Here is a 16,058-nt window from a genome sequence, read left to right on the forward strand (position 1 = left end):
TGCTGCTCGCCATCGTTGTTCTCATCGTTAGGAATGAGCCGCAGGAAAAGCCATCGAACCGACGTGCCTTGCAGGAACATCGGATATCTTGTCGCCTTCGCGGGCGACAACCCAGAAGAACACCAGCGTCAGTAAAACGGGTGTCGCGAAAAGCTCTGCTTCACCAAGTCCATTGAGGATCAAGTAGGCGACCACGAGATCGCGCGCCGGATCGGGGTTGAACAGATAGCGCCCGAGCAGAATGGCAAGCATCGCAAAGCCGGGAATGGAGCCGACGATGCCCAGAGAGAGAAGGCTCTGGAGAAACATGTTATGCGTGTTGATGGCCGTTCCGGTGAAGTTCGCCCGCACGCTCCGCGCAATCAGATCCTCGGTGCCGTTGAAGCCCCAGCCAAAAAGCGGCCTCTCGAGAAGCCGCTCGAGCGCAACGCCCCATATTTCCGTGCGCCCGGTCAGGGTGAACACCTCGTCGGAGAGGCCCGTGCGGCTGAAGCTGCCGAGAAACTCCTTGATGAGCTCCCCGCCCCCGACCGCGATGATGAGCAGGAGAATGGCCAGCGCCAGCGCCGCCAGGAAGACGACGATAGGGCCAAGCGGGCTTTTCCGGAAAAAGACGACAGCGCCCGCTGCGCCGACGGCAATGAGTGCGGTTCGGCTCTGTGCGGCAAGAAGAACGAGAACACCGAACAGGAGCAGCGCCGCGAAAGCGGATTTCGAGATCAACTGCCGCCGAAAGCTGATGATGACGAGAACGATGAAAATACCGACCTGTTGCCCCAGCACATTCGGATGCCCGGCAAGTCCGCGGAAACGCCATGCCGTCTCCTCTACGGAGGGCGGCAGCCATGCGATGTCGGGAGCAGCGAACAGGGTAAGAATGGAACAAGCGATGTAGGCGAACAGCGTCCAGAGCATGACGCGCAGCGCCCTCTCCTCGCCGAGATCGACGACGGCGAGGCAGGCCAGCGCAAGATACGCAAAAAGCCCGAACGCACTGGCCGCCGAGTAGAGCATAACCTCCGACCAGAGAGCAGAGACGAAAGCCACTCCCGCATAAGCCAGCGCGAAAAGGACAACAGGCTCCCTGAACAGATATACGATCTGCCGCCAGCGCAGAAGGGCAAAGGCGACGATGGCAGTCCATGCGGCGAACTTCGTGCCGTTCTGCCAATCAAGACCAACCTCGCCCAGAGGTCTCACCCGAAAGTTGAGGCTCAAGAAGAATATCGCGAAGATCAGCAGGAACGCCGTGGTCCGGGTGTGGTCCTTCGTCAGCGTTCTGAGCGCAAACCCGCCCACAAGAACTCCGGCAACAAGCAAAGGAGCCGTGTAGGCAGCGTTTCCGTAGTTCGCCGTTTGCGTGAGAAGCAGAACCCAGCAGAACGCAAGGGCCGGCGGAAGCCAGGCCAATGGCGACGCGCAAAGGTTCCGTATCGCCGTCATGCCCTGCCTCGCAACAGGCCGGACAATGCTGTGATCACAGGCCGCCAGATCATCGTCAGACCGGCAAGAGTCGCCAACAGCAAAGTGCCCAGCGCGGTCAGGAGCGGATCGGGAAATGTCGCGCGCAGCGGCATTTCGGGTTGCGCCAGAACTTCGATATCAGGACGCAGCGCATCGGCGCGAGCGGTCTGGTCACGAAGCCGCGTCAAGGCATCGTCGAGAACGGTCTTGTCGATGGAAGCCTCACGGCGCAGCTCTTCGAGTTTGATTTCAGCCTGGCGCCGCTGGGAAACGACGCTGCGGAGGGACTGGATTTCCTGCTGCAGAAGGACATCGCGCTGAGCGAGATTTTGCGCTTCGGCTTCCGCCGCCTGCCAGATCCGGCTTGCTTCCAGCGTGATCTCGGCATTGATCGCCTGCAGATCGCGCGCCAGCACGACAGGCTTCGCGAAAGTCGCTGCAAGGCTCTCCTTTAAACGTTGAACGGTGGGCGACGACAGAACCTCAGGCGATTGTTCGAGCAATCCCGCTTTCTGCAGCTGCGTGAGCGCCTGGGCCCGAGTCTTCGCTTCGATCGCGCGGGCGCGGACCTGCGCCGCTTCCGTGCCGAGGGATGTCAGTTGCTGGTCCAGGGCGATCTGCTCGCCGCTGTCGATGAGATTCGACTGAACCATGAACTGACTGACCGTCCGCGAGGACGCATCGTACTTCGAACGCAGGATGGCGACGCGCTCGTTCAGCCAGCGCGTCATGCTGTCGATGCTCTGGCGCTTGCGGGCGAGCTGATCGTCCACATAGGCGGACAGCAGTGTCGAGGTCAGGGCAACAGCCTTCGCCGGGTCCGACGACCAGTATCCGAGCTTGACCGTGTAAGAACGCCTGTCACGCGACACGTTGAGATGCTGTTGAAGCTTCTGCCGCAGTTCGGCTCGAATCTGGTCGGAATTTCTGGACGGTCCAGCGAGCGAAGGGACGACTACGCTCGCCCATTGACGCAGGCGACCGCTCACACCGCCGATGCGCCGGTTGAACTCAGGATCGTCTATGAGCCGATGGCGGTCTATGACCGTCGCGGCGACACCGGGCGAGCCGATGATGTCGACCTCTGACTGGATGGCGCTCTCATCCAGAGACTGCCTCAATGCCGGCGCACGATCAGCGCGTCCCTCTTCATCGGTCGGGCGCATCACGATTGTCGCGTAGGATTCATAGCGACGCGGCAGAAGCGGCCAGGCGACAATCGCGACCAGAACGACAACTGAAAAGCCAAGCAAGAAACGTTGGGCGTTGGCCCGCCAATCCGCTCTCAACACATTGGGATGCCGGGGTGCTGCGCGTCCGATGGTCTCGAATGACATGTTGAACTTAGGGGTAATCTCGTCCATGGCGCCTCTCCGATTACCGCTTCACGGATGCGGAACAGGTTTCAAGATCGAGGATGCGGAAATCAGGTGCGTGCGAGAACATAGAGGTGGCGCCTCATCGGCCCCGATACGAGGCGGAACGCTGCATACATCGGTGCCACCACCAGAAACTGACCAAAGTTCAGAAAGCCCGAAGCAAGGCAGTCGAGGCGGAAGCGCATTTCCTTGAGGCAATAACGCAATCCCCCGCGCCTGTTGTGAAGAGCGGCGGATGCACGAACGCGCACAAGAACCTTGGGGATCACATGAAACCGCGCTCCGGACAGAGCGAGGCGCACGAAGAGATCGTAATCCTCGAGCATGCCGTATTTTGCACGATACCCGCCCACGCGGCGCAGCCATTCCGCCTTGATGAAGAGTGTCGGGTGAACGATGACGTTTCGCCAGCGCAGCGCGCTCACGACCGCATCATGAGAGACAGGCGACACCTTCATCCGGGACGGCGACCCATCCTCGAAAAACTCTTCTGACCATGACGAGATTACATCCGTACCGGGGTGAGCCTCCGCATAAGCGAGCTGCACCTGGATGCGGTCCGCATCGCACAGATCGTCGCTGTCCATCCGTAGGATGAACGTGCCGATGCAGGAACCGAGGCCAGAATTCATCGCCTCGGCGAGCCCCTGTGACGTCTCATGTCGGATGAGAGTGAACAAGGGAACACGCTTGTCTTCCCTGTAGCAAGCGATGACGTCCTCCTGCTCCCCGTCTACAGGACCGTCCACCACGAGCACTATCTGGTCCGGTCGGCGGGTCTGCTGGAAAAGGCTTTCGAGCGAAGCCTTCAGGTTGCACGCCTTTTCCTTCGCATATGTCGACATCAGGACGCTGATCGTCGGCGACGAAAACGCATTGTTCATGGAACGACCCGCCGACATGATTACCGCGCTCCCTGCCGCGACAGCACGACCATCGGAGTCCGTAAAAGGATGCTGGCATCGAGTGCCAAGTTCCATTCGCGCACATACCGTTCATCGAGCGCGACGCGCGTTGCATACCCGACATCGTTGCGGCCGCTGACCTGCCAGAGGCCCGTGATGCCGGGGCGCACACTCTTGTAGAACTCCACAGAGCTTCCGTAATGGGTGAGCTCACTGCTCGTCACAGGGCGGGGGCCGACGAGGCTCATGTCGCCGAGCAGTACATTGATGAGCTGGGGCAGCTCATCCAGGCTCGAGCTGCGCAGAAAGCGTCCAATCGCCGTCACGCGCGGATCGAAGTTCAGCTTCTGCTCGCGCTGCCACTCGATAGCCGCATGCGGATGGTGGGAAAGATACTCGTTGAGGCATCCTTCCGCATCGAGGATCATGGTGCGGAACTTGAGGCACCCGAAAACCTTGCCGCCACGCCCGATCCGCTTGTGCGCGAAGAAAACCGGACCGCCGTCCATCGCGACGAAAAGCGCGATGACCGCGAACAGCGGAAGAGCCAAAAAGAGAAGAAGCGCGGACGAGACGATATCGAATGCACGCTTTACGGCCAGTGCCAACCAGCGAAAGTTCAACTCGACCGGTGCGAGTGATGCGGTGAAGGAACCGGCCGCCTGCGGTTCACGAACCAGGACTGACGACGTTATCGACAACGAACGCTTATGACTCATTTGGCAATCCCTCCTCGGGGATCTCACGCATACCGACAGTAAAGCCTCACTCGGCGAACCTTCTGGCAATCAGCAACGCAGCTCATCATTCGCTGCATCTGCTGTCGTGAAACGCTGTCTTTGCAACGTTATTTTCACTCGCCAGCTAGTTTGCTTGGGTGCAAGGTTTGTTGTTCATGGAAATAGTTATTCAGGCGGTAGCTTAGCAATGACAACAAAGGGGTATTCGCCCTAAGGGAAAAGCCGCACCGAAGCGTAGCGCTTAAAGCCTACCTCTCTTCAGCGGAGTACCTCTTTGGGAGCAACGGCGCAGGCCGTGGCGATGGCTGCGGAGGTAATCCGAATCCCCATTGGTTCAGAGGTAGCCCAATCACTACAGTGCGTTTGATGAGGGGGAGAGGCTGCTCTCGCGGTGCGCCCCGCTTACGGCTTTGGCCCCATCTGCAGAAGAATGGAACAACGGAGGCATCGAGCGGCATTTTCCTCGAAGGTGGCCTGCGCACAAACACAAGGCCACACGCTTTAGCCGGAAAGTTCAAAAGCAATAAAACTGACTAAACCGGACTTTCTTTTGATTGGAGCAAGGCGGGCATGACAAGCGGGAACCTGCTCTATGAGCAATCAAGGTCAGATACCGGGACCTGGTGATGCGCAGCCTGGCGAGCACATCCGCCGGCACATCGCCCAGATTCTCAACCAGTTGTCGTCTAAATCCCACAAAGCGGGAAAACCGAACGACTGAATGGAGGGTGGTCAGGTCAGCTCGATGGAGAACATCGCCCGCCCGCCGGAATCGACAACCTCTAACCGCCAGTCTTCCCAATTGGCGATATCGTCGCCGATCTCCTCGCGCATTTCCTCAACCGCGCGGAGGGCTTGGGCGTGAGCCTGCATGATGTCCTCGACCTCGATCCCAACAGGGTCCGGGATCACCTCGTCCCCTCGCACGAGATTGAAAAAGCACCGCATCTTCAAAAGCAGAGGCTCCTATTCTGCATGCGGCAGCATCATGATCGAACGCGACCACCCCCTGCCTCTCTCGAGCAGGTGAGTTCTGTGTAATTGCCCCGCTGCACCATGTCCAGCAACTGCCGACGGTACGAAAGCAGTACCCCCAGCAGGGTCAGAAAGGTCGCGAAAGGCTTGCCGCCTGCCGAAAGCTGGCTTTCACTCGCGAACCCGAGTCGCACGCACCCCACAACGTCTCGCTGAAAAAAAGCCTCACCAAAATCTGACATGCGCACCTCGTCACTATTGACGATTGAAACCGCCTGCTTGATAGGCCGTTAGTATAAAACCAAAGAAACAACATTTCGCAACGTTATTTCTCTCTTTGATGCAAATCGATATCTTTATTGACGCAAGAAACGATTTGCATATTTAAACGTTTGTACGAAAGCGTACCTTAGGTTACCCTTTGGTTAACGTGGTGGTTGATAACTTGAAACCTTGTTTCGAGAACGGGCCCAGAAAGGCTCTACAATGCGCAAGTATAACGAACATATCAGCCTTGAGACCCCGATCCTATCGTCGGCCTCTGTAGCGCGCTCTTCGAACGCGTCGCCCATCGAATTTCCGCACGGCTCGCAAATGCCACGGCGAACCGCGACGTTCCTGGTCGAAACCAACATGCTTTTGCGTGAAGGCCTGGCCAGAATTCTTTCTGAGACGACATACAGCGTTGTGATGTCGGCCACCCGCTTCGGAGATCTGCAGGAAGCGCTGATCCCGCAGAGCGACAATGTTCTTCTTGTGATCGGTGCCTCGGTCGGGAGTTCCGACTTCGCCGGGGCTGTTCAATCCTTCAAGCAACGCCGGCCCGGCGCGAGGGCTGTCGTCCTTGTCGACGCTTATGACCTTAAGCAAGTTCAAACCGCATTTCGCGCGGGCGTCGACGCCTTTCTGCTCAAGACGATCAGCTGCGAAGCGCTCATCAAGACACTCGATCTCGTGATGCTGGGAGAGTCGGTTTACCCCGCCGCAATTCTGATGCTCAGTCGGGAAATCGCCACCTCGCAGGCGGCCCTCTCTGCCGGCACAGTCGACGACCACGAGGAGCGTGCATCCGAGCCGGAAGTTTCCGAGGTGCAGAGCCTTGCCGAAAAGCAGCAACTGGAACGCCTCTCCTCGCGCGAGACGGTGATCCTCCGTTGCCTCATGGACGGTGAATCCAACAAGCTGATCGCGCGCAAGTTCGACATTGCCGAAGCGACCGTGAAGGTCCACGTCAAAGCCATCTTGCGCAAGATCCGTGCGAAGAACAGAACCCAGGCGGCGATCTGGGCGGTGAACCACCTGCGTCAGCAACACACGCACGCCTGACCGACGGCGCGCACCATATTGGCCTACGCGACCTCTATCCCGCGTAGGCCTCTTTGGCGGTCGCGATCAGTTTTCGCCTGTTCAGAATGATGACAAGCGCGCGCCTGTGCTCGATCATCTTTTGCTCCGTGAGTTTTTGGAGCGCCACGGTCACTGTTGCGCGGCGCACGCCCAGCATTGCCGCGAAGAACTCCTGGGTGAGCGGAATCTCGTTGTCGTCCAGGCGATCCTGCGCCATCAGCAGCCACCCTGCCAGACGCTCACCCACACTGCAGCGGCCATTGACGAAAGCCGCGTGCGCCAATTGAGCATTGTAAGCATGCGCGTAGAGCAAAGCCTGCCGCTTCAGGGCCGGGATTTGCTCCATGGCGAAACGCAAGTTCTGCGCCGTCATGCGCTGCGCCACTCCTGACACTTGAGCGTAGCAGTGATGATGGGCATAAGCCGCGCCGAGGACGACCGGAAGGCCGACCATGCCCTCGCGCCCGATGAGGGCGACTTCCATCTGCGACTTTGCGCTCCCGACCATAATTGAAGCGAAGCCCTTCTCGATGAAGTAGATATACTCGACAGGCCTTGAAGGATTGGCGAGGTGATCGCCGACGTCGATGCGAACAAGCTCGAGATGGGACCACAGCCGATCAAGATCCGTTTCCGGAAGCGCGGAAAGAATTTCGTTCCGGGAAAGTCCCTCTCGATCCGCGAGCCTCATGGGGTTCACCTATGTGGGAAGAGGGTTCCTTTCGTATCACGCCGATCGGTAGGGCACCGACCAGCGCGCCATTTCTGCGATGATCCCCGGTCGAATTTCCGGCGGCAGAATCCGTGTGGGTGGAAGCAACGCCTCCAACCCGACGAGCAGCGGCGTCTTCGGCTTGAAATTCAAGAGCGTGCTCAATCGCGACGTGCTGCCCACCGATGTGAGAATATCGCCCGCCCGTGCCGGCCCGTTGGTGAGTTCGAGCGGGCGGTGAAGAAGCTGGGAGATGTACTCCGCCAACGTGCGGATGGACGTGCCTTGACCCGTGCAGACATTGCTCACTTCAGCGGCGGCGTCGGAGCGATTTTGAATACGGCGCATGGCCGCGCAGCAGGCGGCAACAGCATCGCCCACGAACACGAAGTCCCTTGTCTGCCGTCCGTCTCCGTTGATGAGAAGCGGCTGCTCCTGCAAGGCCTTTTGCATGAAAATCGAGACGACGCCGGAATAAGGTGAGCTCGCATCCTGCCGAGGGCCGTAGATATTGAAAAAGCGAAGGCCGAAGGAGTTCAGTCCACGCACGCGCGCGCCTGCATAAGCATGCAACTCCATCGCCAGCTTGTCAGCGCCATAGGGAGAAATCGGGCGCTTCTGATCCTCTTCGTCGATGGGCGTGTGAGGAGCATCGCCATAAACCGCCGACGAAGACGCGTAGACGACTGGCAAGTCCCTGTCGCTGGCCACCTCGAAAACGCCGATGGAGGACGAGAGATTCACGGTGTGCGCGGCATGCCATTGCTTGGTGCATTTCGGAACAGATGCAATCGCCGCCAGATGGAAGATGCCGTCGCAGCCCGTCGCGACCTTGCGCACGAGCGTCCTGTTGCGCACATCCCCGACGACGAGATCAGCTGCGATGGAAAGATTCTCGAAACGCCCGGTCGACATGTTGTCGAGCACGACCACATCGGCTCCACCGGCGATCAGCGCATCGACCAGATGCGAACCGATAAAGCCACATCCCCCCGTGACGAGATATCGCTCCATGCCGTTGTCCCCTGCAAATCGTCGTTGAGAGACAGCAAGAAACGGCCAGGAGATCAGGTTGTCAGGTCAATCGCATGGTCGGAGTTTCTTCTTGTCTTCGACTGCATTTAACGCCGCGCAAGCGTTGCAACCAAGCCGCTACGAAGTGGTACCCCCTTTGCCAAAAGAATTATTTCCGATGAACGAGCATCGATCTCGCCCATCGAAAGCTTCGGCAAAAAGAAAAGGGGCGGCCAAAGCCACCCCTTTCCAATCGGACGCTTGAAGCAGGCAAAAGCCTGCCGTCGCCTGTTTAGTTACGGCTCTTGTCCACGAGGGCCTTGGCCTTGATCCACGGCATCATGTCGCGAAGGCGGCCGCCGACTTCCTCGATGGGATGCGCGGCGTTGCGGGCGCGAACGGCCTTGAACGAGGTCTGGTTGACCTTGTTCTCCAGCATCCAGTCACGCGTGAACTTGCCGGTCTGGATGTCGGTGAGAACGCGCTTCATCTCGGCCTTGGTCTCAGGCGTGATGATGCGCGGACCGGTCACGTACTCGCCGTACTCGGCGGTGTTCGAGATCGAGTAGTTCATGTTTGCGATGCCGCCTTCATAGATGAGGTCGACGATCAGCTTCACTTCATGCAAGCACTCGAAATAGGCCATCTCGGGAGCGTAGCCCGCTTCGACCAGGGTTTCGAAACCGGCCTTGATGAGTTCGACAAGGCCGCCGCAGAGCACGACCTGCTCGCCGAACAAATCGGTCTCGCACTCTTCCTTGAAGGTCGTCTCGATGATGCCGGCGCGGCCGCCGCCGTTGGCGGAGGCGTAGGACAAGGCGATGTCATGAGCGTTGCCAGTCGCGTCCTGATGGATCGCGATCAGGGTCGGCACGCCGCCGCCGCGCTGGTATTCCGAACGCACGGTGTGGCCAGGGCCCTTCGGCGCGACCATGAGCACGTCGAGGTCCTTGCGCGGCTCGATCAGGTTGAAATGAACGTTCAGGCCGTGGGCGAACAGCAACGCCGCGCCGTTCTTCATGTTGGCCTGGAGATCGTCGCGGTAGATGTCCGACTGAAGCTCGTCCGGGGTGAGCATCATCACGACGTCGGCCCACTTGGCAGCCTCGGCCACTTCCATGACCTTGATGCCTTCCTTCTCGGCCTTCGCAGCGCTCGGCGAACCCTTGCGGAGAGCGACAGCAATGTCCTTCACGCCGGAGTCGCGAAGGTTCAGCGTATGGGCATGCCCCTGGCTGCCATAGCCGACAATGGCGACCTTCTTGCCCTTGATGAGGTTGATGTCGGCATCGCGATCATAATAAACGCGCATAATATTCCAGTCCCTTTATTTACGAGGGCGTTGCCCCCTACCCCAATCCGTGCTGCGCGAGCTTTGACCTTGCGCAACTTTTGTTTTCTCAGGGCCGCTTTTAGCGAACAAAACTGCCCTGACAAGTCGTCATTCGAAGGAAAACTTCGCATCGCCATGAAGGCGGTGCATCACATCCCCTCCGCACCCCGTGCCATTGCGGCAACGCCGGTGCGGGACACTTCCACGAGGCCGACAGCCGTCATCAGCTTGATGAAGCGTTCGATCTCATCCGTCGCGCCCGTCAGTTCGAAAACGAAGGATGTCAGCGTGGCGTCCAGCGTGCGTGCGCCGAAGGCGGAAGCGAGGCGCATGGCCTCCACGCGATGGTCGCCCTTGCCGACGACCTTCACGAGGCAAAGCTCACGCTCCACCGCCTCGCCAGTGAGCGTGAGATCGACGACCCGGTGCACGGGCACGAGGCGTTCGAGCTGGCTCTTGATCTGCTGAATGATGCTGTCAGTGCCATTCGTGACGATGGTGATACGCGAGATATGCGCCTCATGCTCCGTCTCGGTGACCGTAAGGCTTTCAATGTTGTAGCCGCGTCCGGAAAAAAGGCCGGCGATGCGGGCGAGAACGCCCGGCTCGTTATCGACAACGATTGCAAGCGTGTGCCGGTTACTCGTCTCGACGCGCGTCGGTTCGGGATAATGCGTACTCATCTGGGTCATTGGTTTTCTTTTATCCTGAGCGTGATGCGCTTACGCGACCTTGCGGAAAATGGCGATGGGTTCTTCATCCACCTCGTCGGCATCGACGATCCAGGGCTCTTCAAGCCCCGCGTTGCGCCATTCCTGGAACGAGGGAAGCGAAAGGACGGCATCCACATAGGCGCGCGTGGGTGCGTCGAGGTCGAAGGAATAGGTATCGAGGCGCGTCACGAGCGGTGCGAACATCGCATCCGCGCCGGAGAACGCACCGAACAGGAACGGCCCGCTTTGCCCGAACTTACCCCGCGCCTCTTTCACGATCTCCACGAACCGCGCCACGTCGCGGGCGACCGCCTCGCCGCGATCCTTGCGCGCAAATTTCTTGCCGAGATTCATCGGGCAGTTGGAGCGGAGCCCCTGGAACCCTGCATGCATCTCGGCGGCGACGGCGCGCGCCAGCGCGCGAGCCTTGCGGTCCTGCGGCCAGACCGGCACACCGAACGCATCGGCGACATATTCCATGATCGCGATGGTCTCGAACACCGTCACGTCGCCGTCGATGAGAACGGGCAACTTGCCGGCGGGCGAGTGCTTCAGCACCTGCGCCCTCGTGTCCGGTGTATCGAGGGGAATGAGAATTTCATCGAACGCCACGCCGAGCTGCTTCATGAGCAGCCACGGCCTGAGCGACCAGGACGAGTATAGTTTGTTGCCGATGACGAGGGTGGGCATTTGTGTTTCTCTCTCGCTCGATCAGACCAGCATCTTGCCCTTCTCGTCGATGACCGAGCCGATATCCGCCCCGCCCTCGCTGAGATAGTCATTCAGCAGCATCTCGTTGTGCGCCTTGCCCGAAGGGATCATCGGGAGGCAGTTTTCCGTCTTGTGGACGATGCAGTCGAAGATGACAGGACGCTTGACGTTGATCATCTCCTGAATCGCGCCGTCGAGATCCGACGGCTTATCGCACCGGATGCCGACGCCGCCGTAAGCCTCCGCGAGCTTCACGAAATCGGGGAGTGAATCGGAGTAGCTCTCCGAATAGCGTCCGCCGTGCAGCAGATCCTGCCACTGGCGGATCATGCCCATGAACTGGTTGTTGAGGATGAAGACCTTCACCGGCAGACGATACTGCATCGCTGTCGACATCTCCTGCAGCATCATCTGGATGGAGGCTTCGCCCGCGATGTCGATGACGAGCGCATCGGGATGCGCGAGCTGCGCGCCGATGGCCGCCGGCAGACCATAGCCCATCGTGCCGTGCCCACCGGAGGTCATCCACCGGTTCGGCTTCTCGAAATGGAAGTACTGGGCCGCGAACATCTGGTGCTGACCCACTTCCGTCGTGACGTAGGTTTCGCGATCCTTCGTCATCTCGTAGAGGCGTTGCACCGCATATTGCGGCATGATGATATCGGGCGAGTTGCGATAGCCCAGGCAGTTGCGCTGCCGCCATCCCTCGATCTTGCCCCACCAGTCCTTTAACGCGCTCTTGTCCACCTGCGACGCGCTCTGCCGCCAAAGGCGCACTATGTCCTCCAGCACATGCGCGCAATCGCCGATGATCGGAATGTCCACGGCCACGTTCTTGTTGATCGAGGACGGATCGATATCGACGTGAATGCGCTTGGAATAAGGTGCGAACGCATCGAGGCGGCCGGTCACGCGGTCGTCGAAGCGCGCGCCGATGTTGATCATCACGTCACAATCATGCATCGCGAGGTTCGACTCGTAGGTGCCGTGCATGCCGACCATGCCGAGGAACTGCTTGTCGGATGCAGGATAGGCACCCAGCCCCATCAAGGTCGAAGTGATGGGAAAGCCCGTGAGTTGAACAAGCTCGCGCAGCAGGGCCGATGCATGTGGACCCGAGTTGATGACACCGCCGCCCGTATAGAAGACAGGCCGCTTCGCATTCGCCATGAGTTCGACGGCGGCGCGGATCTTGTCCATGTCCCCCTTCACGATGGGGCGGTAGGTCTTGTGCTGGTTGCTGAGGGGGCGCGCGTAAGCTGCCGACTTGAACTGGATGTCCTTCGGCAGATCCACCACCACGGGGCCCGGACGTCCGTTGGCGGCGACATAGAACGCCTCATGCAGGATGCGCGGCAATTCCTCGATGGATTTGACGAGATAGTTATGCTTCGTGCAGTGGCGCGTGATGCCGACGGTATCGCACTCCTGGAAGGCATCCGAGCCGATGAGGTGCGTCGGCACCTGCCCGGTGATGCACACAAGCGGGATGGAATCCATCATCGCATCGGCAAGGCCCGTCACCGCGTTGGTCGCGCCAGGGCCGGACGTCACCAGCGCCACGCCCACCTTGCCGGACGAGCGCGCATAACCTTCCGCAGCATGTAGGGCAGCCTGCTCGTGACGGACGAGGATGTGCTTCACGTTGTCCTGATGGAAAAGCGCATCGTAAATCGGGAGAACCGCACCGCCGGGGTAGCCGAAGATATGTTCGACTCCCTGGTCCTGCAGAGCTCGGATCACCATTTCGGCTCCGGTCATCATCTCGCTCATCTGTCTCGCTCCGTCACGGTCCGCTTTGAGGGAATTCCTGGAATTCGGCGGACCTGCTTTTCTTGGGTTCTTAGGGTTTTCGGGGGAATTTAGGCAATAAAAAAGGCCCCAGTGGGGGCCTGTGCGCCATCGCCGGACCTGCGGGGTTATACCCGCTCCGTCGATGGCGTTCGTACTACGAGAATAAGATTGCGCATTGATGCAGCTCTCGGATCAAAAGTTGCGCAAACGCTAGCCGATCGAGATCTTTCGGTCAAGCGCCATCGAGCTTGGCGAAAAACGACCTAGCTTCTATGTTCAGCTTATCCCTCGTCTCCAACGTGCATCATGACCCCTGCCATTGCGTCCGGCCCACCGGGCACCCGAATTACCGCCCGTGCCCTTCTTCTCGGCGACCGCCTCGACCTGACGGGGCTTGAGCGCAGCGACGTTCTTTCCACCGCCCCCCTCGCCTTCCGGGCCGGTCAGGACGGTTTCGTCGCCCTCTTCCGCTACGGTGTCGCCGTCCTCGTCGGGCTGACCCCTCTGGAGGAAGACGAGGTGATTCGGGGGCTTGGCCAGCGCACAGCCGGTGAGTTCCCGCGCCGCGAAGAGGAAACCGCGATCATCGAACTGTCTCCGGACAAGGATGACCAGATCCCGCCGGGAGGCCCCATCTACATCAAAGGGCTTTCGACCGAACGCCTGATCGTCATTGCCGACGCCCTCTCCAAGAGCGCGGTTCTCGCCCATGACGAACGCGAAGCGGCAGCCTTCTTCGACGTGGTCGAACCTCTCGCCAAGCAGCTTGCCGAAAAGGGCCGTCGCCCTGGCGGTCGCCGCGAAATCCTCAAGCATGTCGGTAACGCGCTTCTCGTCCGCCAGCGCATTTCCGGCCGCGTGGCGGTGGAGGAAAAGCCGGACGTCCTCTGGGACAGGCCGGACCTTGAGCGCCTTTATGCGCGCCTTGAGGACGAATACGAGTTGAAGGAGCGAGCCGCCGCCCTCACCCGCAAGCTCGAAGTCATCGGCGACACGGCTCAGGCATTGACGGATCTCATCGACACCGAGCGCTCGCTGCGCCTCGAATTGATTATTGTCCTTCTGATCGTGTTCGAGATCTTCATCTCGTTCTATCAGATGTTCTCAGGCAGCCTTGGGCATTAAAGCGCTTCCATAGCAGCGTCGAACCCCGCTTCCGGTGTCACCCATGTCCAATCGGACAATTGGTGCCGGAACCAGGTGAACTGGCGCTTGGCATAGCGGCGCGTGTCGCCCTGCCCGCGCTCGATGGCGTCCTCCAGCGTAGTCTCGCCACGCAAATGAGCGAGCAATCCGGGAACGCCATGCGCCCGCATGGCCGGAAGCATGGGATCGAGGCGGCGCTCGCCCAAGGCGCGGACCTCTTCGAGCGCGCCCTGATCCATCATCGCGACGAAGCGGCTGTCGATGCGCCGCCGCAATTCCTCCCGCTCCGGCTCGAGGAAGAGCTTGAGAACCTTCCGGTCGTGCAAAAGGCCCGGCTGGCGCAGGCCGTGGAACGACACCAAGGGCTTTCCCGTCGCCGCGAAAATTTCCAGCGCCCGCATGATCCGCATGCGGTCCGAGGGACGCAGCGTCGCAGCGGTCTCGGGGTCGCGCTCGGCAAGAAGGCGGTGAAGGTCCGGCGTCTCGCGGCTCTCGCATTCCAGCCGCACGGCCTCGCGGATCTCCTCCGGGACAGGCGGGATGTCGGAAAGCCCTTCCGTGAGCCCCTTGAAATAGAGGCCGGTGCCGCCGACGAAGATCGGCAAGGCTTTGCCTTGAATCTCTTCCAGCAGTTGCGCCGCATCCGCCAGATAGCGCCCGACTGAGTAATTCACCGCCGCGTCCACATGCCCGTAGAGTCGGTGCGGCACCAGAGCCTCGTCCCCCGGCGTCGGGCGCGCAGTGATGACTCGCAGATCGCGGTAGGTCTGCATGGAATCGGCGTTGACGACCACGCCGCCGAGGGCCTGCGCCAATCTGATAGCCAATGCCGACTTGCCTGATGCGGTCGGTCCTGCGATGAGAACCGCGCCGACCCGATCGTTCCTCAAGCTCCGGTCCTCACGATGGCGATGCCCCACACTCTCGTTGCTACCCTTGTCGCAAACCCGTCCAATCCCGGCGTCACGGACGAGGTTATCGCCGCCGCCGCGCGCGCGCTTGGACATGAGCCGGAACACTCCGTTCTGGCAAGAGGCATCGCCGCCGACCTAATCTTTTCCGGCGAGGCCAAAGCGGCGGAACACGCGATCCGCGCAGCCTTGAAGGGGCTTTCCATCGACGTGATCGTCCAGCCCCTCGCCGACCGGCGCAAGCGCCTTTTCCTGGCGGACATGGATTCCACCATGATCGGCCAGGAATGCATCGACGAACTCGCCGATTTCGTCGGCCTCAAGGCCGAAGTCTCGGAGATCACCGAACGCGCCATGCGCGGTGAAATCGCCTTCGAGCCCGCCCTGCGGGAGCGGGTTTCTCTTCTGAAAAACTTACCCGTCGGCGTCGTGGACGAGATCATCCGTGAGCGCATCACCCTCACCCCCGGCGGCCGTGCGCTTGTCGAGACGATCCGCGCCAAGGGAGGCTATACCTGCCTCGTCTCCGGCGGGTTCACCCTGTTCACGGGGCCGATCTCCGCCATGATCGGGTTCAACGAGCACCGCTCCAACCTGCTCCTCGTGGAAGACGAACGCCTGAGCGGTGAAGTCGCCGAGCCGATCCTCGGCAAGGCAGCAAAGCTCGCGACCCTGAGAGAACTGCGGGAGCGTCTCGGCCTGCAAGCCCATGAAACGCTGGCGACGGGCGATGGCGCCAACGACCTCGCCATGCTCGAAGAGGCCGGCCTCGGCGTCGCCTTCCACGCCAAGCCCGCCGTCGCAGCGGCAGCCCACGCACGCATAGAGCACGCAGACCTTTCGGCGCTGATCTATGCTCAGGGATACCGGGCTGAGGACATCGTTAGCGGCTGAGAGCCGACGAGAACCGATAA

Annotated in this window: 15 protein-coding genes; 3 read left to right on the forward strand and 12 right to left on the reverse strand. The window is 60.3% G+C overall.

Features of this window, described 5'->3' with window-relative positions; all coding sequences use genetic code 11:
• Nucleotides 1-27 precede the first annotated feature (27 nt).
• The 5 genes from DQW91_RS05125 to DQW91_RS05145 form a co-directional block, all read right to left on the reverse strand.
• A complete protein-coding gene (locus tag DQW91_RS05125) occupies nucleotides 28-1,443 on the reverse strand; it encodes an O-antigen ligase family protein (protein WP_112662532.1) in 1,416 nt (471 codons plus the stop codon).
• Entirely contained in the window at nucleotides 1,440-2,828 is a 1,389-nt protein-coding gene (locus DQW91_RS05130; protein WP_112662533.1) for a GumC family protein, read from the reverse strand. Before DQW91_RS05130 ends, DQW91_RS05125 begins: the two co-directional genes overlap by 4 nt.
• A 62-nt stretch (nucleotides 2,829-2,890) precedes the next feature.
• Nucleotides 2,891-3,745 (reverse strand): glycosyltransferase, encoded by an 855-nt coding sequence (locus DQW91_RS05135; RefSeq protein WP_245410911.1) that lies wholly within the window; start codon nucleotides 3,743-3,745, stop codon nucleotides 2,891-2,893.
• A gap of 2 nt (nucleotides 3,746-3,747) precedes the next feature.
• The gene (locus tag DQW91_RS05140; protein ID WP_112662534.1) at nucleotides 3,748-4,467 is read right to left on the reverse strand and encodes a sugar transferase; all 720 of its coding nucleotides are present in this window, start codon (nucleotides 4,465-4,467) and stop codon (nucleotides 3,748-3,750) included.
• Between the two features lie 753 nt (nucleotides 4,468-5,220).
• Nucleotides 5,221-5,436 carry a DUF6894 family protein gene (locus DQW91_RS05145; protein ID WP_112662535.1) on the reverse strand — a complete coding sequence of 72 codons (216 nt, stop codon included), beginning with the start codon at nucleotides 5,434-5,436 and terminating at the stop codon, nucleotides 5,221-5,223.
• 717 nt (nucleotides 5,437-6,153) lie between these two features.
• Between DQW91_RS05145 and DQW91_RS05155 the strand changes: the two genes are divergently transcribed.
• Nucleotides 6,154-6,789: a LuxR C-terminal-related transcriptional regulator gene (locus tag DQW91_RS05155; protein ID WP_198411792.1), complete on the forward strand. Its 636-nt coding sequence runs from the start codon at nucleotides 6,154-6,156 to the stop codon at nucleotides 6,787-6,789.
• 34 nt (nucleotides 6,790-6,823) lie between these two features.
• Here the strand turns inward: DQW91_RS05155 and DQW91_RS05160 are convergent, their stop codons facing one another.
• The 6 genes from DQW91_RS05160 to DQW91_RS05185 all read right to left on the reverse strand — a co-directional run bounded on the left by DQW91_RS05160 (nucleotide 6,824) and on the right by DQW91_RS05185 (nucleotide 13,066).
• Entirely contained in the window at nucleotides 6,824-7,501 is a 678-nt protein-coding gene (locus DQW91_RS05160; RefSeq protein WP_112662538.1) for a Crp/Fnr family transcriptional regulator, read from the reverse strand.
• A gap of 36 nt (nucleotides 7,502-7,537) precedes the next feature.
• The gene (locus DQW91_RS05165) at nucleotides 7,538-8,536 is read right to left on the reverse strand and encodes an NAD-dependent epimerase/dehydratase family protein (RefSeq protein ID WP_112662539.1); all 999 of its coding nucleotides are present in this window, start codon (nucleotides 8,534-8,536) and stop codon (nucleotides 7,538-7,540) included.
• 292 nt (nucleotides 8,537-8,828) lie between these two features.
• Nucleotides 8,829-9,848, reverse strand: a complete 1,020-nt coding sequence (gene ilvC / locus DQW91_RS05170) for a ketol-acid reductoisomerase (RefSeq protein WP_112662540.1) — start codon at nucleotides 9,846-9,848, stop codon at nucleotides 8,829-8,831.
• Between the two features lie 170 nt (nucleotides 9,849-10,018).
• Nucleotides 10,019-10,561: an acetolactate synthase small subunit gene (gene ilvN, locus DQW91_RS05175; protein ID WP_112662541.1), complete on the reverse strand. Its 543-nt coding sequence runs from the start codon at nucleotides 10,559-10,561 to the stop codon at nucleotides 10,019-10,021.
• Between the two features lie 30 nt (nucleotides 10,562-10,591).
• Nucleotides 10,592-11,272 (reverse strand): glutathione S-transferase family protein, encoded by a 681-nt coding sequence (locus DQW91_RS05180; protein WP_112662542.1) that lies wholly within the window; start codon nucleotides 11,270-11,272, stop codon nucleotides 10,592-10,594.
• Between the two features lie 21 nt (nucleotides 11,273-11,293).
• Nucleotides 11,294-13,066: an acetolactate synthase 3 large subunit gene (locus DQW91_RS05185; protein WP_112662543.1), complete on the reverse strand. Its 1,773-nt coding sequence runs from the start codon at nucleotides 13,064-13,066 to the stop codon at nucleotides 11,294-11,296.
• A gap of 327 nt (nucleotides 13,067-13,393) precedes the next feature.
• Here DQW91_RS05185 and DQW91_RS05190 point away from each other — a divergent pair, with 327 nt between their 5' ends.
• The gene (locus DQW91_RS05190; RefSeq protein ID WP_112662544.1) at nucleotides 13,394-14,212 is read left to right on the forward strand and encodes an RMD1 family protein; all 819 of its coding nucleotides are present in this window, start codon (nucleotides 13,394-13,396) and stop codon (nucleotides 14,210-14,212) included.
• On the opposite strand, the gene miaA is transcribed toward DQW91_RS05190, so the two are convergent.
• Complete coding sequence (gene miaA / locus DQW91_RS05195; RefSeq protein WP_245410913.1) at nucleotides 14,209-15,123, reverse strand: tRNA (adenosine(37)-N6)-dimethylallyltransferase MiaA; 915 nt, start codon at nucleotides 15,121-15,123, stop codon at nucleotides 14,209-14,211. The two genes, DQW91_RS05190 and miaA, sit on opposite strands and share 4 nt — an antisense overlap.
• 21 nt (nucleotides 15,124-15,144) lie before the next feature.
• On the opposite strand from miaA, the gene serB reads away from it, so the two are divergent.
• Nucleotides 15,145-16,038 (forward strand): phosphoserine phosphatase SerB, encoded by an 894-nt coding sequence (serB, locus tag DQW91_RS05200; RefSeq protein WP_112662546.1) that lies wholly within the window; start codon nucleotides 15,145-15,147, stop codon nucleotides 16,036-16,038.
• Nucleotides 16,039-16,058 lie beyond the last annotated feature (20 nt).

The organism is Microvirga flavescens (genome assembly GCF_003290125.1).
Lineage (GTDB): Bacteria > Pseudomonadota > Alphaproteobacteria > Rhizobiales > Beijerinckiaceae > Microvirga > Microvirga flavescens.